At 36.4% G+C, this 22118-nt stretch carries 20 protein-coding genes and 1 tRNA gene; 8 read left to right on the forward strand and 13 right to left on the reverse strand.

Features of this window, described 5'->3' with window-relative positions:
• Positions 1-48: 48 nt before the first annotated feature.
• The 6 genes from gcvH to G6Q10_RS08000 form a co-directional block, all read right to left on the reverse strand.
• Entirely contained in the window at positions 49-426 is a 378-nt protein-coding gene (gene gcvH, locus G6Q10_RS07975) for a glycine cleavage system protein GcvH (RefSeq protein ID WP_163654893.1), read from the reverse strand.
• A 24-nt stretch (positions 427-450) separates the two neighbouring features.
• On the reverse strand, positions 451-804 hold the full coding sequence (locus tag G6Q10_RS07980; RefSeq protein WP_163654895.1) for an arsenate reductase family protein: 354 nt from the start codon (positions 802-804) through the stop codon (positions 451-453).
• Positions 805-1037: 233 nt separating this feature from the next.
• Positions 1038-2204 carry a rod shape-determining protein RodA gene (gene rodA, locus G6Q10_RS07985; RefSeq protein ID WP_163654897.1) on the reverse strand — a complete coding sequence of 389 codons (1167 nt, stop codon included), beginning with the start codon at positions 2202-2204 and terminating at the stop codon, positions 1038-1040.
• A 149-nt stretch (positions 2205-2353) separates the two neighbouring features.
• A complete protein-coding gene (locus tag G6Q10_RS07990; RefSeq protein ID WP_163654899.1) occupies positions 2354-3142 on the reverse strand; it encodes an ABC transporter ATP-binding protein in 789 nt (262 codons plus the stop codon).
• Positions 3139-4140, reverse strand: a complete 1002-nt coding sequence (locus G6Q10_RS07995; protein ID WP_163654901.1) for a FecCD family ABC transporter permease — start codon at positions 4138-4140, stop codon at positions 3139-3141. The genes G6Q10_RS07990 and G6Q10_RS07995 overlap by 4 nt, the downstream gene beginning before the upstream one ends.
• Positions 4137-5111: an ABC transporter substrate-binding protein gene (locus tag G6Q10_RS08000; protein ID WP_163654902.1), complete on the reverse strand. Its 975-nt coding sequence runs from the start codon at positions 5109-5111 to the stop codon at positions 4137-4139. The genes G6Q10_RS07995 and G6Q10_RS08000 overlap by 4 nt, the downstream gene beginning before the upstream one ends.
• 334 nt (positions 5112-5445) lie before the next feature.
• On the opposite strand from G6Q10_RS08000, the gene G6Q10_RS08005 reads away from it, so the two are divergent.
• Positions 5446-5730, forward strand: a complete 285-nt coding sequence (locus G6Q10_RS08005) for a DUF3116 family protein (protein WP_163654904.1) — start codon at positions 5446-5448, stop codon at positions 5728-5730.
• 41 nt (positions 5731-5771) lie between these two features.
• On the opposite strand, the gene licT is transcribed toward G6Q10_RS08005, so the two are convergent.
• Positions 5772-6608, reverse strand: coding sequence for a BglG family transcription antiterminator LicT (licT, locus tag G6Q10_RS08010; protein WP_163654906.1), 837 nt, complete (start codon positions 6606-6608; stop codon positions 5772-5774).
• A 315-nt stretch (positions 6609-6923) separates the two neighbouring features.
• Here licT and G6Q10_RS08015 point away from each other — a divergent pair, with 315 nt between their 5' ends.
• From G6Q10_RS08015 to G6Q10_RS08040, 6 genes are all read left to right on the forward strand, one after another.
• Positions 6924-7079, forward strand: coding sequence for a hypothetical protein (locus G6Q10_RS08015; protein ID WP_163654908.1), 156 nt, complete (start codon positions 6924-6926; stop codon positions 7077-7079).
• A gap of 394 nt (positions 7080-7473) precedes the next feature.
• Complete coding sequence (locus G6Q10_RS08020; protein WP_163654910.1) at positions 7474-8802, forward strand: APC family permease; 1329 nt, start codon at positions 7474-7476, stop codon at positions 8800-8802.
• Between the two features lie 381 nt (positions 8803-9183).
• The gene (locus G6Q10_RS08025) at positions 9184-11250 is read left to right on the forward strand and encodes a BglG family transcription antiterminator (RefSeq protein ID WP_163654912.1); all 2067 of its coding nucleotides are present in this window, start codon (positions 9184-9186) and stop codon (positions 11248-11250) included.
• 48 nt (positions 11251-11298) lie between these two features.
• The gene (locus tag G6Q10_RS08030; RefSeq protein WP_163654914.1) at positions 11299-12486 is read left to right on the forward strand and encodes a glycine C-acetyltransferase; all 1188 of its coding nucleotides are present in this window, start codon (positions 11299-11301) and stop codon (positions 12484-12486) included.
• A 99-nt stretch (positions 12487-12585) separates the two neighbouring features.
• Positions 12586-13545, forward strand: a complete 960-nt coding sequence (locus tag G6Q10_RS08035) for an L-threonine 3-dehydrogenase (protein WP_163654916.1) — start codon at positions 12586-12588, stop codon at positions 13543-13545.
• A gap of 76 nt (positions 13546-13621) precedes the next feature.
• Positions 13622-14950, forward strand: coding sequence for an APC family permease (locus tag G6Q10_RS08040; RefSeq protein WP_163654918.1), 1329 nt, complete (start codon positions 13622-13624; stop codon positions 14948-14950).
• 324 nt (positions 14951-15274) lie between these two features.
• Here G6Q10_RS08040 and G6Q10_RS08045 read toward each other — a convergent pair whose 3' ends face one another.
• Both G6Q10_RS08045 and G6Q10_RS08050 read right to left on the reverse strand, forming a co-directional pair.
• A complete protein-coding gene (locus tag G6Q10_RS08045; RefSeq protein ID WP_163654920.1) occupies positions 15275-16156 on the reverse strand; it encodes a hypothetical protein in 882 nt (293 codons plus the stop codon).
• Positions 16157-16655: 499 nt separating this feature from the next.
• Positions 16656-16727: transfer RNA gene (locus G6Q10_RS08050), tRNA-Arg, on the reverse strand.
• Between the two features lie 198 nt (positions 16728-16925).
• Here G6Q10_RS08050 and clpP point away from each other — a divergent pair.
• Positions 16926-17519 carry an ATP-dependent Clp endopeptidase proteolytic subunit ClpP gene (clpP, locus tag G6Q10_RS08055; protein WP_163654922.1) on the forward strand — a complete coding sequence of 198 codons (594 nt, stop codon included), beginning with the start codon at positions 16926-16928 and terminating at the stop codon, positions 17517-17519.
• 189 nt (positions 17520-17708) lie between these two features.
• Here the strand turns inward: clpP and G6Q10_RS08060 are convergent, their stop codons facing one another.
• The 4 genes from G6Q10_RS08060 to yvcK all read right to left on the reverse strand — a co-directional run bounded on the left by G6Q10_RS08060 (position 17709) and on the right by yvcK (position 22118).
• Positions 17709-18890, reverse strand: a complete 1182-nt coding sequence (locus tag G6Q10_RS08060) for a NupC/NupG family nucleoside CNT transporter (protein WP_163654924.1) — start codon at positions 18888-18890, stop codon at positions 17709-17711.
• Between the two features lie 249 nt (positions 18891-19139).
• Positions 19140-20153 carry an NADPH dehydrogenase NamA gene (namA, locus tag G6Q10_RS08065; RefSeq protein WP_163654925.1) on the reverse strand — a complete coding sequence of 338 codons (1014 nt, stop codon included), beginning with the start codon at positions 20151-20153 and terminating at the stop codon, positions 19140-19142.
• A gap of 21 nt (positions 20154-20174) precedes the next feature.
• Positions 20175-21146: a DNA-binding protein WhiA gene (whiA, locus tag G6Q10_RS08070; protein ID WP_163654928.1), complete on the reverse strand. Its 972-nt coding sequence runs from the start codon at positions 21144-21146 to the stop codon at positions 20175-20177.
• 15 nt (positions 21147-21161) lie between these two features.
• Positions 21162-22118: a gluconeogenesis factor YvcK family protein gene (gene yvcK / locus G6Q10_RS08075; protein ID WP_163654929.1), complete on the reverse strand. Its 957-nt coding sequence runs from the start codon at positions 22116-22118 to the stop codon at positions 21162-21164.

A 22118-nucleotide genomic window follows, 5' to 3' on the forward strand; every position in this document is an offset into this window, starting at 1 on the left:
GTTTTGATGCAGTGTCATCAAAACCTACAATCATTCCCTAAACTGATTTCAGCTAATTTCTTTTTCATATTCCTCACTTGAAAGTAATTCTTTTACTTCAGCATCATTTACATCTTTAACTTTTAAAATCCAGGCTTCTTCATAAGGATCACTATTTAAAAGTTCAGGTGCGTCCTCTAATTTTTCGTTCACTTCAACAATCTCACCAGTTATCGGCGCATAGAAATCAGAAACCGTTTTAACAGACTCAATACTTCCAATTGAATCACCTTGTGCAATTTTATCACCAATTTCGGGTAACTCTACAAAAACAATATCCCCTAACTGATCTTGCGCAAAATCAGTTATTCCTATTTTGTATGTAGTTCCTTCTTCTTTCACCCACTCATGCTCTTTTGTGTAAAGAAAATTTTTCGGTAAACTCATTTTAATTCCTCCTTTTCATCCACTTTACTTCCAAGTTTTTTCAAATTCATCTTCTTTAAATCCTAAAGTAACGCGACTTCCATCAGTTGTTAGCGGTCGCTTGATTAATTTGCCATCCGAGGCTAAAAGACTTAGTGCTTCAGCATTTGTCATCTGCTCTAGCTTGTCTTTCAAACCTAATTCCCGATATTTTATTCCACTTGTATTAAAAAAGCGTCGCAGCGGCAGTCCACTTTTTTGCCAGTATGTTTCTAGCTCAGCAATTATTGGTGGCGTTTCAACTAAATCAATTGCTTCTATCTGGATGTTATTTTCCTCTAACCATCCCTTTGCTTTTCTACATGTAGAACATTTCGGATACCAATAAAATTTAATCATTGCGCAACTCCCTCCAGCTTAAATCATAATTCTATCATAGTGTATTTTTACTCAAAGTACAACTGACAGACGCCATTTATGCGCAAACTCATGGCTAAATTTATCTTACCATGTCATATTTTTTTAATCAACATAAAAAGAAAGCGCATTCAATTTTTGTAGCATAAAAATAAAAAATGTCTGGATGGATAGATTTGCTATCCACCTAGACACATATCACCCGTTTGTCTGACTTATTTCTCTTCTTTCATTGCAAACATTGATTTTTGATAATTAAAACGAATACCAATAATTAGACCAACCGCCATCATATTTCCAAGAAGAGCACTCCCCCCGTAACTAACAAAAGGAAGAGGAATCCCTGTAATAGGTAGCAAGCCAATATTCATGCCCACGTTTTCAAGCACATGAAACATAATCATCATGACAACGCCAGTGCAAATATAAGAATAAAAAGGCACATTAATATCAAGAGCGACACGGATAATTTGATAAATCAAGAAGAAATATAACGCAAGTAAAACACTCGCTCCAATAAAGCCATAATCGCCACCAATAACTGTAAAAATAAAGTCATTATGATTTTCTGGAATGGAGATCGCATTATAACCTACCCCATTTCCAAAAATTTGTCCTGAACCAATCGCTGTAAGTGCGCGTAATACTTGATACCCGCCGCCTTGTGGATCTGTCTCTGGATTAATCCAAGTGGTAATTCGTTCAAATTGATAAGGTTTAAAACCTAATTTAATTAGCCATTCTTGATGGGCAACAACCATCCAAACCGCTGTCACACCAATAGCTGTAATCGCTCCGTATAGCGGAACAATAATTTTCCATGTAATACCAGAAACAAGAATCATCCCAGTCATGATGGCAATAAATACTAATGCTGTTCCTAAATCTGGCTGTAACATAATAAAAACAAGTGGCACCGCTGTACACGCAAAAATTTTAATCAGTAAGAAAATATCATTTCCTATACGATGACTACTATACTTTTTATTATGATCCCAAATCACTTTAGCTAACACAATAATCAAAATGACTTTGACCACTTCAGAAGGTTGAATGCTTCCCAAAAAAGGAATGACAATCCAACTTTTTGCACCTTTAATCTCTTTACCAAACAACAAAACAAAGGTAAGCATTAACAAGCCAAGCCCGTAAAAATAATAGCCCCACTTTGTTAACTTTTCATAATCTAATTGCACAACAACAACAATCGCAAAAACAGAAACTATCCACCAAATCGCTTGTTTAATAACAAAGTTTGAATCATATTGTTGATTTGTAAGCTGGGCGCTATAAATCGAAATCATGCTAATTAAACAAAAAAGCATAAGTGATAATACAAGTCCGTAATCGATTCGCGCCGATTTTTTATCCTGCTGATTCATTTTATAAATACGCTCCTCACTGATTGGCCTAACAACATAAGACTATTTTACAGCTTTAAGAAAACAGTTAAGCTCAAATGCTGGCATACGCCGCTAATCTTGTACTATTATAATAAAGTTTAGCCCAGATAGGAAGTTTTTTAACTAAATTATTTGAATCGCGTGGACGTAAGTGGCTGCACAGTTAGCTTTTCGCCTCTTATGTTTAGCTCTGCTTGGATATGAAAAATGCTCGCTAACGATGATTGGGTAAACACCTCTTTAGGTGCTCCTTGCTTCACAATCGACCCATTTTGACAGGCAATAATAAAATCGCTATAAAAAGAGGCTTGATTTAAATCATGTAGCACTAGAACGATTGTTATTTGATATTTTTTATTAAGATGGGTAAGTAAATCCAATAGTTCTAGTTGATGTGAAATATCAAGATACGTTGTTGGCTCATCAAGAAGAAGCACTGGTGTTTTTTGCGCTAATGCCATAGCTAACCAAGCTCGTTGCCGTTCTCCGCCAGACAGCGTATGAAGTGGTCTATAAGCTAACTGCTCTAAATTACATACAGATATTGCCCAATGAATAGCCTCCTCATCTTCCTTTTCAAGACGTGCTAACCATTTTTTGTGCGGCAAACGCCCATATGCCACTAAATCATGAACAACAACATCAATTAATCCATCTGGTGATTGGGATAACATCGTCATCTCTTGAGCTAACCTTTTAGCGCTGTAAGTTGTGATCTTTTTGCCTTGTAAAAGGACTTCACCACGCTCAGGCGATAGTAAATTCATCATCAAGCGCAAAATAGTTGATTTACCCGACCCATTTGGCCCCACTAATGTTGTTATTTTCCCTTCAGGTATCGCCAAGGAAAGCTCCTTAATTTGAAAATCTTTTTTGCGCGTAAAAGAGAGGTTTTTTAATTCAATGATCTTTTTCATGAAACGACGCGCCCCCTTTGCAGCAAAAACAAGAAGAATGGTGCACCAATCATAGCTAGCAATATGCCTACTGGAAGTTCAATGGAACCAAACCAACTTCTAGCTGCGGTATCCGCAAACGCCACAAGCAAAGCACCACCTAATGCAGAAAGTGGTAATAAGTAACGATAATCGTTTCCAATAATTAATCTGAAAATATGTGGTACAATAAGACCAACAAAGCCAATTAAACCTGCAACGCTAACAGCAATTCCGCTTAAAAAAGCTGCCAACATGATGATAAAGAAACGATGCCTTTCAACCGCATAGCCTAATAATTTTGCTGCATCATCTCCAAGTAGCAAGACATTAGATGAACGAATGGCAAAAATACTAAGAAGAAAACCAATCATCATATACGGCCATATCAATTCCAAATGATACCAACTTCTCCCAGAAAGCGTTCCTGTCATCCAGGAAATAACGCTTTGAACGCGATTGCTGTAAAGGACCATCACTCCAGATGTAAGCGCCGTAACAAAAGCATTGATCGCCACTCCAGATAAAATCACACGTAAAGGTGAGACACCTTTATCCCAAGCAACCATATAAATTAAAAGCGCTGTCCCAAAAGCACCAATAAAAGCACCTAATGGCACAAAACTCGTCAAATTAGGAAAGACAATCGTTAGTAAAATCGAAATGAGCCCTCCCCCAGCAGAAACACCGATAACACCAGGATCTGCTAAAGGATTTCGCATCACGCCCTGTAAAAGGCATCCGCTAATTGCAAGCGCTGCCCCTACTAAAAAAGCAATAAGAAGTCGTGGCAACCGCAAATTCCAAATTAATTGATCGGAAAGCTCAGGTGCTTTCCCTATCAAAGATTGCCAGACTTCTCCATAACTAATTTTTACAGCACCGGTTGTTAAGCTATAAAAGAAGACCATGATGAGCAAAGCTAAAATCACAATAAAGGTAAGGTAACGTCGCCTCTGCCTTGGATCACGTATCTTCATTGCGTAGCCACCGTATGAAGCTCTTTTGCCATATAATCAAGTGCTTCAGTAATTCTAACACCTGGATTCGTTCCAAAGAGCGCTGCCGGTAGAACTACAATGTGATTATTTTTTACAGCATCGACAGATTTCCATGCGTTGTTTTGCTTCATTTCCTTTTGAAAGGCTGCCTCTGTTTCCTTCTCATCGCCACCATGAATCATTAGAAAGATTATCTGCGGATTAGACACAACGATTTTTTCAACATTTAAAGCTGCATACTGCGGGAAATTTTGAGCCCCTTTAAAGTTTTTTGCAACGTTCTCGCCACCAGCTTTTGTTAAAATATCGCCGCTAAGAGAAGTTGGAAGCGCAGCATAATTACTGCCCGGAGCGCCTAAGACAAGCAAAGAACGGACAGGTTTATTTTGTCCTTTTTTGCTGACTTCCTCTTCTTTTATCGTCACTTTGTTATTCAATGCCTTGGCTTGATCCGTTTTACCAAGGAGCTTGCCAAGAATCATTGTTTGTTGCTTAATTTCTGAAATGGAGTTCGCCCCAGTTAAAACAACTTTTGTCCCTAAACCTTCAAGTGCAGGAACGTCTTTTACATTTTGTTCTGAGCTTGCGATGACGACACTTGGTGAAAGCGCAGCAATTTTTTCAAGGTTGAGGTTATGTGTATTCCCCACTTCAGCTGCTTTCTTGGCTTCTTCCGGATAGACACCACTCGCATCTTGTGTTTGCCTACCAACCACTTTGCCACCAAGTGCATAAATAATATTCATGTCTGAATTCGTCAATGCAACGACCCGCTCTGGCCTCTTTGCAAATGCAACTTCTCGTCCAGCCATATCCTTTATTGTTAATACTGCTTTTCCCTTTGGCTCACTCGTCTTTTTTACAGGCAACTCGCTTGCCTTCTCTGCTGTACATGCAGAAAGAAGAAGTAAAAAAACAGTAAAGATAGATATCATTGTTACCTTTTTCATAATTTCCTCCCTAACCTTATGTTAATTTTATTGTACTAAATATAGGAGGATATTCAAAGGGATCTATATCCTAATTGAGAAATATTTTCATTTAAAAAAGAGCACAATGGCTTATTATCCTATCTTTTCCAGTTGTTTCATATTATTCCTTAAAGTCTAATGATAAGAAAAAGTTATTTCTTTAATTAACATTCCCGTTGTTTTCCAGAAGTCATAAGGTTATGCTATACTCACTTTAGAAAATGAAAGGAGGTGAACATTAAAATTGTCGAAAAAGAAGGGGGTGTATACAAAGCTAATAAAATAGATAAAGATAACCAAAGAGGTGAACGAGATGGATAACCATGTATACCAACCGATTCTCGCCATTCTGTTCTTTTTAACCAAGAACCCTTTGCGTGTGGAACATTTTGAAAAACAAGAAAGTATGGTTGAAGATGAAACTTGCCTAAGTAAAAACCAAATTCTTGAAATATTATATAAACTTGAACAATACGGCTATGTTTTGAGAGTTTATGAAAAGCGTTGCACAAGCTACCACATCACGAAAAAAGGACATGAATTAACGGGAAGGCTAAAAAAAAATCTTAAATGGCCTATAACTAATCGGAAAGGTTAAACAAACATAGAGTGGAACATGAATTTTGTTCCACTCTCTATTTATATCTCATCTGTCACTCGGTAGATATGAATGGTTAAGTAAACTTGTTCGTCTCTTGTCAGCTCTGTTTGATGTGTATTAATTAAGTAGGTATTAATTTTTCCAGCACAAAAAAAGGCATCTGGATATTTTCTTTTAACCAATTCGTAAAGAAAATCATCTCCAGAATTTACGACTTCATCGCGTAGCATCCGCTGTGCAAAATATTGCAAATGCGTCACAAAACGTGTGTAATTAAGCGATGTTTCATCCAGCTTCATACCAAAATGGTAGGTAACGATACTCAAAATATCTTGAACTATCTGCGTCATTGCAACAGTTGTTTTCATTTGTTGTCCATCTTCTCTAGCATTAACAATATGTAAAGCAATAAAACCCGCTTCGTCTTCATCAAGAAGATAACCTAATTCTTCTTCAATAATCTTTAAGGCTTGTAATCCCACTTCATATTCGGCATAATAAAATTTTTTAATTTCCCATAATAAAGCATTTTTCAAATGAATACCTTGGTTATATCTTGTAACAGCAAAGTTAATGTGATCTGTTAGCATTAAATAGACATTATCGTTAATTTCTGTTCCTAACTTAACTTTTGCGTAATTTACAATATCATCAGCAACATTTAAATATTGGACTGGAATTTCACTAATTAACTCAGACAGTTTTTCAGAAAGTTCATGACTTTCAACAACAAATGTTTTTTCTATTTTTTCATGCTCAATAACTTCTCCCACTTTTTTTTGAAAAGCTAATCCACGTCCCATTACAACGACTTCTTTACCGTTGGAATTTTCGGCGACAACAACGTTATTATTAAGTACTTTTTTTATTATCATCGTTAACCTCCTCCCTTTTTCAAAAGAAAAAAACCCAAACTAATCTCAAATACTACTACTTAAATAGTAGCATTTAAATTAATTTAGGTTTTGCCTGCCGAACAGTAACAATCCTTCCTGATTCTGTTTTTATTATAGTATATAGAGAAATCGTTTGCAACCTATTATACAACAGGAACTTCTACGTTCAGACTTTTACTATTTATTTTATACTATCTTTTTTCTATGCTATCTGTATTTAAAAGTACACTTATCATGTTTTTACATCTTTTAAAGGGGAATACTGAAAATAATCTTGAAAAGGAGGGCGAAATTATGTCTAAATCAGAGCACAAAACCGATCAGACACCTAAAATCAAAGATGCCATTCCAAGCGAACATGACCACTCAAAAACAGATAAAAGCCACATAAAAGAGCACGCACCAAAAGAGGTAAAACAACAGCAGTATCATCGTCGAATCCTAGATTAAAAGTGTAGTTAAATTAACACCACAATAAAATTTTTTCAAACAGAGCCTGTGACATAAATAAAATCAATCGACGACAAGCGCTTGCAGTTCAAAATGAAGAGGTTTGCTAGACTTCCAGTTCTCACGTACAGTCGTACGCTTCTGGTTTCTGGCAAACCTCTTCAATACAAACGCTATCGCTTGATTTGTCATGTTCGAAATGTAGCATCTACACGATGTCTTTTCTTAAAAAAGAGCGTTGACTCGCATGACGTCTCAAACTGATGTTTACTAGTTTATTTTCACAAAAATTTCTGTACTAAAACACTTGGGCATGCTATGCTATAATAAAAAAGATTGATTTGTAGGTTACTTTTTTTCTATAATTCAAATCGTGAGTTTAGGGGGACAATATATGGAAGCACAGAAATTAAAAAAGGAGATTGGTTTTTTTACAGCCTTGACCGTGGTTATCGGTACCGTTATCGGTTCTGGCGTGTTTTTCAAACCAGAGGCAGTGTATTCAGCAACGGGTACTGCTGGACTAGGATTACTCGCTTGGGTCTTAGGTGGACTCATCACCATTTGTGGTGGCTTGACTGCTGCTGAACTCTCCGCAGCAATTCCCCAAACTGGTGGAATGATGATTTATTTACGTAAGACTTATGGCAAACTTATTTCTTTTTTATTAGGATGGGCACAAACTGTTATTTATGTCCCTGCAAATATCGCTGCTTTATCTATCATTTTTGCAACACAAATAGCTAACTTATTTGGTACAAGCGACGGGATTATTATTCCTGTGGCGATTAGTGTAGCTACTTTTTTAATGCTGATTAATTTTCTTGGGGCAAAAGTCGCTGGCTCTTTTCAAGCTGTGACAACTATTTGTAAGTTGGTTCCACTAATCCTTATTATTATCTTTGGTTTATTTCATAGTGGTGATGTAGCATTTCGTCTTTTTCCAATGAGTACCGCTGACCATCCATTTTTAACAAGTCTGGGCTCTGGCCTTGTAGCTACCATGTTTGCTTACGATGGTTGGATTCATGTTGGGAATATTGCTGGTGAAATGAAAAACCCAAAAAGAGACTTACCCAAAGCGATTGTTTTTGGTTTGACTGCTGTCATGATTGTCTATTTGGTTATCAATGTCGCTTACCTATTTGTTATGCCTGCTGCAGCACTTGCAGCAACAGCAACACCAGCATCAGACGTTGCTAATATTATCTTTGGCTCCATCGGTGGAAAATTCATTACAATCGGTATTTTGATTTCTGTATTTGGTACAATTAATGGTTACTCAATGACTGGGACACGTATTCCTTATGCAATGGCACTCGAAAATCAACTCCCTTTTAGTAATTGGTTTAAAAAGTTGAGCAAACATACAGCTGTTCCTTATAACGCTGGAATCATTGTGCTTATCATTTCAATTATTATGATTTTTTCTGGACAATTCAACCAATTAACAGATATGCTTATTTTCGTTATTTGGATCTTTTATACATTGACATTTATTGCTGTTTTAGTTTTACGTAAACAGCAACCAGATCTTGCACGTCCATATAAAGTACCACTTTATCCAGTTATTCCGTTTATTGCAATTTTCGGTGGTACATTTATCGTATTTAATACATTGTTTACACAGCCATATAATGCTGGGCTGGGATTACTTTTAACACTAATTGGATTACCTATTTATTTTTACAAAAAATATAAAGGTCATTTTCCATCAGAATAATGTACTAAGTCTTTAACATCATGCAATTCAGCTCTATTTTTTAAGAAAATACAATTAGCTGAGTCGTATGGTGTTAAAGATTTTTTTATCCCCCATGTATCACAACGCTATAAGTTAAAAATTGCCACTCTTTTTTGACAACGCTTTCAAACAAAGTTCATTGAATTTATCATTATGCTAACTTACTCTAGTATCTTATTTAAACTTTGTCCAAACCAAGCTAATAAAAGTTGGACAAATTAGTGATTTGTTTATATTGCTTATTTGTAAGCGAAGTCATAGGATAAAGATATAAAGGAGTTAGCGCCTTTATCAGGTTCAATTTGATTCCTCGTTAAAAAGTTCAGCATTAACGAAGTGGCTACGAAAGGAAGAAAATAAATGTACCTATCAGCACGTTCACGGATTATCTTAGAGAGAATTTTATCAGTAAAAGATGATTCCGTTAAAAAGCTTGCTCATCACCTAGATGTTAGCGAACGTACCGTACGTCGTGACCTTGATGAAGTAAAACAAACGCTTGCCCAGTTCAACTTAATGCTTATAAAAAAAGGAAGTAAGCTATCCGTAAATGGTGTGAAAAAAGATCGCGATCGGATTCGCGAAATATTACTACATTTCGTCAGCAACGAATATACACCACCTGAAAGACAGCAAATTATCTTACGCGAGCTCCTAACAACAAACGGACCAATGAAGCTCATCGCACTTGCCAGTAAACTTTCTGTTACGGTAGCAACTGTCAGCAGTGATTTAACACGAATTGAAGAAGAATGGAACGAGAAAGTAAATATTGTGAGAAAACGTGGGATCGGTGTACAACTTAAGGCAGCAATCCTTGAGAAACGGGAACTGCTTCGCGAGCTTACCTTGATTTCTTATCCAAAACGCAAGCTTTATCAACATTTAAAAGATATACTAAGTGGCACAAAAACACCGGTAAAAGAAGAATTATCAATGTTTATTAATTTAACTTTGCTAGATAAAGCTGATCGTAATTTAACAAAGTGGATGAAAAAACTTCCTTATGAAATCGGAAACACTTCTTATTTAAATTTGCTGCTTTATCTTTTAATTACGATACAACAAATCGGTAAAGGACAAAAAATCCACAAGTATCCTGACAGCCCTATTTTCCTGCAAGATTATCCAGAACATGATATTGCTGAACGGATTTTAAAAGATTGTTTACCCGAAGAAACGATCCCAGAAGCAGAAATTACCGAACTTACCATGCAAATATTAGACTCAGAGATCCATAAAGGACAAGATCTTTTTTACCATAACGAAAAAGTTCAAGCGCTTCGAATTGCTAAAAAGCTCATTTCTAAAGTAACGAAAGAAATGGATATGCCACTTGCACAAATGACAATTTTAAAAGGCTTAACAGAGCACATCCGTAGCTCACTGATTCGCTTAAAAAAGAAAATGCCCCTTACTAATCCACTGTTGCCACTTATTAAGGTCGAATTCGGAGAGCTTTTTTCACTGATCCACAAAGAAGCTGCTGCGCTTTATCCGTTTCATCAGTTGCCTGAAGAAGAAACCGGTTTCATTGTTCTTCACTTTGAAGCAGCCATTTTACGCTCTGAAAATATGTACCCTTACAGTGCGCTCATTGTTACCTCGGGAAGTAATGGTGTGAATACTTGGCTTGAAGCAAGGTTTCGCAAAAAACTACCGAAACTAAAAAAAATTAAATTTATCACATCACTTGAACTTGTTAAAGAAAAGGCACTTCAAGCATACGATATTATTTTATCAACCGATGCTCTTGAAAATTTCCCTTTCGAGTACCAACAAATCAGCCTATTTATTTCTAACAACGAGATTCTACAGATCCAACAGTACTTAGAAAAAATGGCCAATACAAAAAACAAACTCTACTATAAAACAGATATGGAAAAAGCCGAAACACTAAGCAATTTAAAAGACACGAAGCAGTATTATGAAATCGTAATCCAACTTCTCGAAGCACTTTATATCGAAAAAATTGCCGATATCACTCGTAATACCGAAGATAATTTGCGTTCACTTAGTCAATCTATTTCAGAAAAAACAAAGCCGCAAATCAACGCTGAAAAACTTTTTCGGGACCTAATTCAGCAAAAAGTACGTACAAACACTAATAATACGGCCTATTTCATCACAAATACCGATGCCAAGCAACCTTCTATTCATGTCTTTCATTTAAAACACGCTTTAGATCTTCATACTGAACGCCAGCTAAAAGCAACGATTTCAACGGTAGTTACTTTTATCCTACCACGCTCTTTACACCCTGCCCAACTAGAAGTTATCACGTATTTACTAGAGATGCTTACAGAAGATGAAAAAGCCGCTTTCCTCATCGAATCTGAAGACAAAGAGGAAATCACAGCTTTATTTACACACTACTTACAAACATTCTTACAACAAAAAAATGATTTTGGTCATTATCTCATCTGAAGACAGCATTCAGATGTGTTAATATAAAATTTTTAGGAGGAATAGAAAATGTCAAAAGCTTTAAATGAATGTTTAACCCCGCAGCTAGACGCGCTACACGAACAAGGTCTTTATAATATAATCGATGCAGTTGAAGGTCCAAATGGCGCTAAAATTAAAATTAAAGGACAGACTTTAATCAACTTGTCCTCCAATAACTACCTTGGCTTTTCAAATGACAGCCGCTTAAAAGAAAAATGTATTGAAGCAACAAAAAAATACGGCGTCGGTGCTGGAGCTGTCCGTACAATTAACGGCACGATGACAATCCACGATGAACTTGAAAAACGGATCGCCGACTTTAAGCACACAGAAGCTGCAATCGCTTTTCAGTCTGGCTTCAATTGTAACATGGGGGCAATTTCTGCTGTCATGACAAAGAAAGATGCGATTATTTCTGATGAGCTTAATCATGCCTCAATCATTGATGGCTGCCGTTTATCTGGAGCTAAAGTTATTCGTGTTCGTCACCAAGATATGGATCATTTACGCGAAACAGCTAAAGAGGCTACAGAAAGCGGTCAATATGAAAAAGTGATGTACATTACGGACGGCGTCTTTTCAATGGATGGTGATGTGGCTAAACTCCCTGAAATTGTAAAAATCGCCGAAGAATTTGATTTAATCACATATGTCGATGACGCTCATGGTTCTGGCGTAATGGGAAACGGCGCTGGTACTGTAAAACATTTTGGCTTAGCAGATCGCATTGACTTTCAAATTGGTACCTTATCCAAGGCAATTGGTGTTGTTGGTGGCTACGTTGCCGGAAGCCAAAAACTAATCGACTGGCTCAAGGTTCGTGCTAGGCCTTTCCTCTTTTCCACATCACTAACACCAGGATCTGCTGCTGCTTGTATTGAAGCCTTTAACATTATGGAACAAAACCCAGAAACAATCGAACAACTTTGGAATAACGGCACGTATCTTAAAAACGGTTTAAAAAATTTAGGCTTTAATATCGGGCATTCTGAAACGCCGATCACGCCTTGTATCATTGGCGATGAAAATTTAACCCAAAAATTTTCACGTCGATTACTTGAAGAAGGTATTTACGCTAAGTCGATCGTCTTTCCTACTGTTCCAAAAGGCACAGGTCGTGTACGCAATATGCCAACTGCTGCCCATACGTCCGAAATGCTCGATGAAGTTTTAGCCGTTTATGAGCGTGTCGGTAAAGAATTAGGCGTTATTTAAAAAAGCAATCATTTCACGTGGCTAGAGAATTCCTATATCTTCCAGCCCGTGACATCTATAAATATTAAACTGAACATTATTCAATATGGAGGAATTAAAATGAAAAAAATACTTATTACAGGCTGCTTAGGACAAATTGGTTCTGAATTAACCATCCGTTTACGTAAAGATTATGGTACTGAAAATGTAATTGCCACAGATATCCGCAAAATTGATGGCAATCCAGTCATTGAAGCCGGGCCATTTGAAATCCTTGATGTGACCGATAAAGAAAAAATGCTTCAAATTGCCAAGGAATATAACGTTGATACATTCATCCATTTAGCTGCTTTATTGTCCGCTGTAGCAGAAACAAAACCACAACTTGCATGGGATCTAAATATGAATGGCCTCGTCAATGCTCTTGAAACAGCTCGCGAACTAAACTTATTATTTTTCACACCTAGTTCGATTGGCGCTTTTGGACCAGAAACGCCAGCTAAAAATACACCACAAGATACCATTCAGCGTCCAACAACAATGTATGGCGTAACAAAAGTTGCTGGTGAACTGCTTTGCGACTACTATCATACCAAGTTTGGCGTAAATACACGTGGTGTCCGTTTTCCAGGCTTAATTTCGTATAAAACATTACCTGGTGGAGGCACCACTGATTATGCAGTAGAGATTTATTACGAAGCGCTTAAGAATAAGCAATATACTTCCCCTATCTCAGCCGGCACGTATATGGACATGATGTACATGCCAGATGCCATCGATGCAATCATTAAGCTGTTAGAAGCTGATCCAAAACGCCTTGTACATCGTAATGCCTTCAACATTACCGCAATGAGTTTCGAACCTGAACAAATTGCTGATTCCATACGTAAATTCATTCCCGAGTTTAAAATGAATTACGCTATCGATCCAGTTCGCCAAAAAATTGCTGATTCTTGGCCAGATAACATTGATTCAAGCTGCGCTAAAAAAGAGTGGGATTTTGCGCCACAGTATCATCTTGATAAAATGACCGAAGACATGCTCGAAAAACTTACCAAGAAATTAGGAGCATTCTTATAGCATATTCAGTTTGAGCAGAAATGAAAACACCAACTCATTTCTCACTATACAAATGAACAATCAGGGGAGGATTTCTATGGAAAATCGAAAGCTTAAAAAAGAGATTGGCTTTTTTACAGCATTAACTGTTGTAATCGGCACGGTCATTGGCTCTGGTGTTTTTTTTAAACCTGAAGCTGTTTATTCTGCTACGGGCACAGCTGGGTTAGGCCTATTTGCTTGGTTTCTTGGGGGATTAATCACTATTTGTGGCGGCCTAACTGCTGCAGAACTTTCTGCAGCTATCCCCCAAACTGGTGGCATGATGATTTATTTGAAAAAAACTTATGGTAAAACTACTTCCTACCTACTTGGTTGGGCGCAAACAGTCATCTATTTTCCAGCCAATATTGCTGCTTTGTCTATTATTTTTGGCACACAAATTGCAAATTTATTTGGGACTAGCGACGCAATTATTGTTCCAATAGCGATTATTGCTGCAGCATTTTTAATGTTTATTAATTCTTTAGGAGCCAAAGCAGCTGGCTCTTTTCAAGCCATCACGACAGTGTGCAAACTTGTTCCACTAGCACTGATTATTATTTTTGGCTTGTTTTATAGCGGTGACGTGACCTTCCGCTTATTTCCAATTAATCCCGCTGATCATCCTTTGTTAACAAGCCTTGGCTCTGGCCTTGTTGCTACGATGTTTGCCTATGATGGCTGGATTCACGTTGGAAATATTGCTGGTGAAATGAAAAATCCTAAAAAAGATTTACCAAAAGCCATTATATTTGGCTTAACAGCAGTAATGTGCGTTTACTTATTAATCAATATCGCTTACTTATTTGTCATGCCAGCTGCAACACTTGCCGCAACAGCCACTCCTGCAGCTGATGTAGCAAATATTATCTTTGGATCAGTTGGGGGTAAGCTCATTACAATTGGTATCTTAATTTCAGTATTTGGCACGATAAATGGCTATACAATGACAGGTATTCGCATTCCCTACGCAATGGCTCTTGAAAACCAACTACCTTTCAGCAATTGGCTCAAAAAATTAGGAAAAAAATCAGCAGTCCCTTACAATTGCGGTATCATCATTCTATTGATTTCCATCATTATGATTTTTACAGGCAAGTTTAATCAACTTACTGATATGTTAATCTTCGTTATTTGGATTTTTTATACCATGACATTTATCGCTATTTTTATTTTACGGAAACGCGAGCCAGAGCTTCACCGCCCTTACAAAGTCCCACTTTATCCTGTCATTCCTGCCATTGCAATTTTGGGCGGAACCTTCATTGTTTTAAATACGTTATTTACTCAGCCACTCAACGCAGGCATTGGCTTGATTTTAACTGCAATTGGTTTGCCAATTTATTTTTATAAGAAAAAGCAAGGCCATTTAGATCGTGAATGAGTGAATAATTTTTGTTAAAAGCTAAAATTCTAGTCTAAAAAAGCAGGGTCAGATAAGTTTTAATTACTTATCTGACCCTGCTTTTTCAAATTATTACTTGCTCTATCAAAGCGTTATCTAATAAAGTATAAGCAAATTTGCTCTTTACTTCTTTTGTTACATAACGTGCATTCACTTTTTAGTATGGTTAGAAAGTGAAATTCTTTATGATGAGTTTGTTTACACACTTTATTAAATGTTTTACATGGATCAAAATTGCTTCAGAATTTTTGATATAAAAATTATATTGCACAACATCTGCACAAATCTTTATAAAAATAATTATTAGAACTTACCTACATAATATGGTCTATACTTAGAAGAAAACATACCTACCACATTGACTGGAGAAATAGGGAAAGTAACACTAGGGGTTGGGATCATAACTGGTAAATTTCCACTTCCGTAGTAATATGAATAGTATATTAGTTTTGAACAATAGCTAGGATTATACTCTCTAATAGAAAAATTAATTTTATACGTCACATGCCTGTCCTTTATTCTACTTCCTTTAGAAGAATAAAACGTCCGATCTGCATATTTAGCTACTTTATCTGCCAATGATTTACTGGGAACTCTATAAACATAATTCCACTGTGTAATATGCTTACTTATGTACTGTCTGGTTGTGCATTGGTTGTTATTATTTGGTATACCTTTTATCCAATTTCGTCCTCCTGGCATTTCAACAATCCAGCCATTGCCATTTGACATAGCAGCATGCCCAATAAAACCAGATAACGTATACTCAGTTGTATAAATAATATCACCCGGTTTAACAGCTTTTACAAACCTTTCAATGTTACTATTACTGGATACACTATTTTTTAATCTTGATAAAATATCGTAAGTTTTCTCTTCCAATATTTTATCACTAGTACCTGGAACAATCCCATAATGATTCACCTCTACCCATGTTTTAAAATCAATATTTTTTGGTAATAATTCTTCCCCTTTCATGTTTTCATAATTCAAGTATAAAGGGTTAGCTATTTCTTTTTCCCATTTTTTATAGGAAAAGGAAAAGGGATTTATAATATTTTTTTTAATGCCATTTTTATAAATATTAACATAGTTGACTTCTACTGCATTTACTTCCTGAATGTTACAATGATAAGCTAGAATAGTTATTAAAATTAGCACTAAGCAATAACCAATATTTTTCACTAAACATTCTCTCCCTAGTTTAACTATAATTTTGAAACCCAATCAATATAATAAGTAATTGACTAATCAGTACCAAAAAATTAATCAAGAAAAACGATACAATTAACAAACTAAAAACTTTACTTGTTGTCAACCGTAATATGATACCTAATAAAACCTGTGTAACAACAGGTAGTACTAACATGATTACGTAAAATAATATTTCATTATTGAAAATAGAAAAATTCCCCGTATTATACATTAAAAACCCGATCAGATTAATAACAAATAAACTATACGTAATAAAATATTTGATAGGATCATCTCTCCCTTTCTTTATCATAAAAAAATTATATCAAAACAAAACTTTCGAGTCCAATTTCACTCATAATTTTTTATTTTTAAAAAATTATGAGTGAAATTGGTTTTAATGATAGATAAAAAACATCTTATAAATAGCAAATGCCCTACCAGAGCTAAGTTTAACGCCATTTATAAGATGTTTTTAATTTATTAAAAACGCCCTCGGAGGGAATCGAACCCCCATTTTAAGAACCGGAATCTCACGTGCTATCCGTTGCACCACGAGGGCTATATATAATCCCATACAAATTAGTATTATACCTGAAAAAGTAGTTTAAAACAAGTAAACTTAGTCAAATCACTAAAAAATAGCCTCTTCAAGGTCTATCATTTGACCTATTTTGACCAAGAGTGTATGATGAGGGTATCGTATAGAAAAGCTTTTTCTATCCTAAATATTTAAGCTCATACAGGAGGTTTTTGAATTATGAATTTAATTCCTACAGTTATTGAACAGACAAGCCGTGGAGAACGTGCTTATGACATTTATTCTCGCTTATTAAAAGACCGGATTATTATGCTTGGTAGCCAGATCAATGATGACGTGGCAAACTCGATCGTTGCACAGCTCTTATTTTTAGATGCCATAGATTCTGAAAAAGACATTTTCCTTTATATCAATTCGCCAGGTGGTAATATTTCCGCTGGTATGGCGATTTATGACACAATGAATTTTGTTAATTCTGATGTTCAGACAATTGGTATGGGAATGGCTGCATCAATGGGTTCTTTTTTACTTGCAGCTGGTACGAGTGGCAAACGTTTTGCCTTGCCAAATGCAGAAATCATGATTCACCAACCACTAGGCGGTGCACAAGGTCAAGCAACAGAAATTGAAATTGCTGCACGCCATATTCTTAAAATTAAAGAACGCATGAACCGCATCTTATCCGAAAAAACTGGGCAACCAATTGAGGTTATTGCTCGTGATACCGATCGTGATAATTTTATGGATGCAACGGAAGCTAAAGAATATGGTTTAATTGATGATATTATAGTAAACAGTTCAACTATTAAATAATGAAAAATGAGTGTAGAAGCTCACACGATTCAAAAAATTAGCGGAAATTCTATATTTCGAATACGACAAATCAAGCGAAAGCGTTTGTAATTGAAGAGGTTTGCCAGAAATCGGAAGCGTACAACTTCCGAAAATCTGGCAAACCTCTTCAATCGCGAGCGCTTGTCGCCGATTTATTTTGTTTATGTGTTATAACATTAAACCAACAATTGCACCTGTTACAAGGCTTACAAGCGTTGCACCAAGTAACAATTTCAATCCGAACTTCGCGACAACATTAGCCTGTGTTTTATCAATACTTTTCGTTGCTCCTACGATAATTCCAATTGAAGAAAAGTTCGCAAAGGAGACAAGGAAAGTTGAAATGATCCCCACTGTTTTTGGTGTCAAATCTCCAACAACTTTCGTCAGGTCAATCATTGCCACAAATTCATTTGTTACAAGTTTCGTTGCCATAATGCTCCCTGCTTCAACGATATCTTTAGCAGGAACTCCCATAATAAAGGCGAATGGCGCAAAAACATAGCCTAGAATCTCTTGGAAACTAATGCCGAAAATGGAATCAAAAACACCATTAACTCCGCCAATTAAGGCGATAAAACCGATCAACATAGCTCCAACAGTTACCGCAACAGTAAAACCTAGCATAATATATTCACTTAGCATTTCGAAAAACGAAGGACGTCTTTCTTCATTAATTTCTAAAATATCTTCCTCAGGGCTGACAGTGTATGGGTTGATAATATGTATAATGGTAAACCCGCTAAATAAATTAAGCACGAGTGCAGTCACTACATATTTAGGTTCAATCAATGTCATATAAGAGCCAACAACGGTCATTGATACGGTTGACATAGCCGATGCACAAAGCGTATATAAACGTTTGCTTGGTAAATCTTTAAGTTGATCTTTAAGTGTAATAAATACTTCAGATTGCCCTAAGATCGCAGCTGCTATTGCATTATACGATTCGAGCTTCCCTAAACCATTGATCTTACTAATCAAAAAGCCAATCGCACGAATAATAAGTTGTAAAATTTTAAAATGATGTAAGATCCCTATTAAAGCAGAAATAAAAACGATGGGTAACAATACAGTTAAGAAAAATGGCGCTTCCCCTTTATTCGCTATTCCGCCAAAAACAAAGTCTACACCTTCCTTAGCATAGCCTAAAATAGCACCAAACATATTGCTAATGCCTTTTATAACAACAAGGCCAGCCGATGTATTTAACAGGATATACGCCAAAGCAATTTGGACTACGAGCATTAAAATAATTGGTTTAATTCGAATCTTTTTTCGGTCACTACTGGCAAGAAAAGCAATTAAAAATGGCACTGCAATTCCTAGTATAAAAATTAAAAATTTCATTCAATAACCCCCTAGAAACGATAAATATAATACATCCCTTGTTATTATCGCCTATTCCTTACTACATGTAAATAGTTAATCCATGATTTAGGGTAAAAATATAAAAGTTTAGCGCGATGTTTTATTTGAATTTTCAATCTTCCTGTTTCAAATAAACGATAGCACCTCGATTTACAAGTTTTGAAAAGAAAATAAAGGCCATTTCTTTCAAAACCTGCAAAGCGAAAGTTGATGCCATTTATAACAGCTTTACCAAGCACGCCCATATTGTTTGGGGCCTTCAATTTTTTCTCCTAATTGTTCAGCAGCTACTTTTGCAAAATAAGGGTTACGCAATAGTTCGCGTCCAATAAAAATTAAATCAGCACGTTCATTACCAAGGATTTCCTCTGCTTGCAAGCCATTTGTAATTAAGCCCACAGCTCCCGTTGCAATTCCAGCAAAGCTCCGAATTTTTTCAGCAAAAGGAACTTGGTAGCCTGGATAGCTTTTTGGCATAACAGCGACAAGTCCACCTGCACTTACATCCAGCAAATCTACACCATCTGCTTTCATCCATTTCGCAAATGGGAGATAATCATCTATTTGTAAGCCTGCATGTGTATAATCTGTAGCAGAAATACGGACAAGTATTGGTCCATTCCAAACTTCGCGAACTGCTTTTATGACTTCACTTAAGATGCGGTAGCGATTACCAGCTGGTCCACCATATACATCTTCCCGGCGATTAGAAATAGGCGATAAAAATTGATGCAACAAATAGCCATGTGCCGCATGAATTTCAATAACATCGAAACCAGCTTCAAGAGCGCGAGAAGCAGCATGTCTAAAAGCTGCGACAATTTCATGAATTTCGCTGGTTGTTAATTCATCTGGTATTACGCTATCGTCATTAAAAGGAATACTTGAAGGAGCAACGATTTTACCTGGAATTTCTGCCTTTCGCCCAGCATGTGCTAGCTGAATGCCGATCTTAGCCTCGTGCTCATGCACACTATTTACAATTCGCTTAAGCGCTGGTATTTGTTTGTCGTCCCAAATGCCTAAGTCCAATGGAGAAATACGTCCTATTTTTGCGACTGCTGTTGCTTCAAGTAAAATTAAACCTGTTCCTCCTGCTGCACGTGAAACGTAATGTGCAAAGTGAAAATCAGTTGCTATCCCGTCACCTTTTTCAACAGAATACATACACATTGGCGCCATTACTAGGCGATTTTTCAATGTAATGTTTTGCAGTTTATAACTTGAAAATAATTTGGACATTCCTATTCGCTTCCTTTTCCTTTATTTTTGTGGCACTCTAAGTCCTACTTGTGAAGGGGATTCCCCTTTTTTTAAGCGTTCGGCGATCTCATCTATTTTGCGTAAACGATGATTGATACCAGACTTCGTTATTGGACCACTTGAAAGCATTTCACCTAACTCTTTTAGTGTAACATCTTCATAGGAAATCCGCAGTTCAGCAATCTCGCGTAAACGTTCGGGTAGCGCTTCAAGCCCTACTGCTTCTTGAATGTATTTAATATTATCAATTTGTCTAACCGCAGCATTAATTGTTTTATTTAAATTGGCTGTTTCACAATTTACAAGACGATTCACTGAATTTCGCATATCGCGCATGATACGGACATCTTCAAAATGGAGTAATGCCGTTGTTGCTCCGATAATACTTAGAAATTCCGTAATCTTTTCTGCTTCTTTTAAATAGGTGATAAAGCCCTTTTTCCGTTCAATAATACGTGCATTTAAATGAAATTGATTCATTAACGCACAAATGGCTTGATTATGCTCTTCATAAAATGAAAAAATTTCTAAATGGTAAGAAGAGGTTTCTGGGTTGTTGACCGAACCGCTTGCTAAAAAGGCTCCTCTTAGATAAGCACGTTTAATGGCACGCTTTTCGATAAACTTGGCATCGATATCTTTCGTAAAAGCAAAACTTTCATCCAAAATACGAAGATCGGTTAAAATTTCTTTTGTATTTACTTTAATACGTACGATATACACGTTATTTTTTTTCAACTTCATTTTTTTACGAACAAGAAGTTCTGCTTGAATATCATAAATGCGCTTTAATAACTGATACATCCGCCTTGCAATTGCAGCATTTTCTGTTTGTACGTCTGCTATCATCCTGCCATTTGAAAATGAAAGGACACCATTCATCCGAATAAAAGCAGATAATTCCGCTCTTGCTTCTTCATCCGTTACTTCAATATTAGTTAATTCTTTTTTTGTTTCCGAGGCAAAAGACATCGTTTATCAGCTCCTTTACTCTTTTTCAGGCAGTAGATTTAGCAGGGCTCTTGCTACCTTTTCGCCATCATGCCGTACTAAGCGGTCTTCCGTTGATAAGAAGTCCTCATATACAGCTTGAATGCCTAATTTAGCCATTCCATCAACGTCATGCTTGACTTGCATCACATCATCTGGAAAAAGTAGCTCTTTTGGTACATCAGAAATGTTGATTAACGTTTTATCAATAAAAGGAACCCCTACATGTTCATGAATAACCTGAATATGATCCGCATCGCTAAAGTCATCTGTTTCACCAATTTGCGTTAAGATATTCGTAATGTAAACTTTTGGCGCTTTAGATTCTACGATTGCTTGTGCTAGATCTTTTACCAATAAATTGGGCAAGATACTAGTATAGAGACTCCCTGGACCAATTGTAATCAAATCGGCTTCCTTAATGGCTTGAAGTGCTGAATCTAGTGGTTTGACATCTTTAGGTTCAAGAAAAACATGATCAATTTGTTTGCCTTGAAGAGGAATCATTGACTCACCGGTAACAATTGAACCGTCCTTCATTTTTGCTTTTAAAATAAGTGGTTTATCTGTTGCCGGAATCACTTTACCACGAATTCGCAAAACTTTTGAAAGAATGTCAATGGCAGCAACATAACTTTCATTCAGCTCCGACAACGCAATTAAAATTAAATTCCCAATAACATGTCCAGATAGCTCCCCATCTACATTAAAACGATATTGTAGCAATTCGACAAAACGCGGATCAACATTTGAAAGTGCGACCATAACATTGCGAATGTCACCTGGTGGCAAAACATCCATTTGCTTACGGATTTTACCAGAACTACCCCCATCATCTGCAACCGCTACAATGGCTGTCAAATTAATCTCTTGACCTTTAAGCCCTTCTAAAATAACGGGAAGCCCTGTGCCGCCACCTATAACCACAACATTAGGTCTATTTAATTTCTTCAT

Origin of the sequence: Listeria sp. PSOL-1 (assembly GCF_902806445.1) — a bacterium.
Classification (GTDB): Bacteria; Bacillota; Bacilli; order Lactobacillales; family Listeriaceae; genus Listeria.

What these genes read in the sequence shown, in the direction of transcription:
- clpP (WP_163654922.1), top strand. Translation starts at nt 16,926, where the DNA reads ATGAATTTAATTCCTACAGTTATTGAACAGACAAGCCGTGGAGAACGT.
- G6Q10_RS08060 (WP_163654924.1), bottom strand. Translation starts at nt 18,890, where the DNA reads ATGAAATTTTTAATTTTTATACTAGGAATTGCAGTGCCATTTTTAATT.
- yvcK (WP_163654929.1), bottom strand. Translation starts at nt 22,118, where the DNA reads ATGAAGAAATTAAATAGACCTAATGTTGTGGTTATAGGTGGCGGCACA.
- G6Q10_RS08000 (WP_163654902.1), bottom strand. Translation starts at nt 5,111, where the DNA reads ATGAAAAAGGTAACAATGATATCTATCTTTACTGTTTTTTTACTTCTT.
- G6Q10_RS07980 (WP_163654895.1), bottom strand. Translation starts at nt 804, where the DNA reads ATGATTAAATTTTATTGGTATCCGAAATGTTCTACATGTAGAAAAGCA.
- G6Q10_RS07990 (WP_163654899.1), bottom strand. Translation starts at nt 3,142, where the DNA reads ATGAAAAAGATCATTGAATTAAAAAACCTCTCTTTTACGCGCAAAAAA.
- G6Q10_RS08015 (WP_163654908.1), top strand. Translation starts at nt 6,924, where the DNA reads ATGTCTAAATCAGAGCACAAAACCGATCAGACACCTAAAATCAAAGAT.
- G6Q10_RS07995 (WP_163654901.1), bottom strand. Translation starts at nt 4,140, where the DNA reads ATGAAGATACGTGATCCAAGGCAGAGGCGACGTTACCTTACCTTTATT.
- gcvH (WP_163654893.1), bottom strand. Translation starts at nt 426, where the DNA reads ATGAGTTTACCGAAAAATTTTCTTTACACAAAAGAGCATGAGTGGGTG.
- G6Q10_RS08005 (WP_163654904.1), top strand. Translation starts at nt 5,446, where the DNA reads ATGGATAACCATGTATACCAACCGATTCTCGCCATTCTGTTCTTTTTA.
- G6Q10_RS08025 (WP_163654912.1), top strand. Translation starts at nt 9,184, where the DNA reads ATGTACCTATCAGCACGTTCACGGATTATCTTAGAGAGAATTTTATCA.
- whiA (WP_163654928.1), bottom strand. Translation starts at nt 21,146, where the DNA reads ATGTCTTTTGCCTCGGAAACAAAAAAAGAATTAACTAATATTGAAGTA.
- G6Q10_RS08020 (WP_163654910.1), top strand. Translation starts at nt 7,474, where the DNA reads ATGGAAGCACAGAAATTAAAAAAGGAGATTGGTTTTTTTACAGCCTTG.
- G6Q10_RS08035 (WP_163654916.1), top strand. Translation starts at nt 12,586, where the DNA reads ATGAAAAAAATACTTATTACAGGCTGCTTAGGACAAATTGGTTCTGAA.
- G6Q10_RS08040 (WP_163654918.1), top strand. Translation starts at nt 13,622, where the DNA reads ATGGAAAATCGAAAGCTTAAAAAAGAGATTGGCTTTTTTACAGCATTA.
- G6Q10_RS08030 (WP_163654914.1), top strand. Translation starts at nt 11,299, where the DNA reads ATGTCAAAAGCTTTAAATGAATGTTTAACCCCGCAGCTAGACGCGCTA.
- namA (WP_163654925.1), bottom strand. Translation starts at nt 20,153, where the DNA reads ATGTCCAAATTATTTTCAAGTTATAAACTGCAAAACATTACATTGAAA.
- rodA (WP_163654897.1), bottom strand. Translation starts at nt 2,204, where the DNA reads ATGAATCAGCAGGATAAAAAATCGGCGCGAATCGATTACGGACTTGTA.
- licT (WP_163654906.1), bottom strand. Translation starts at nt 6,608, where the DNA reads ATGATAATAAAAAAAGTACTTAATAATAACGTTGTTGTCGCCGAAAAT.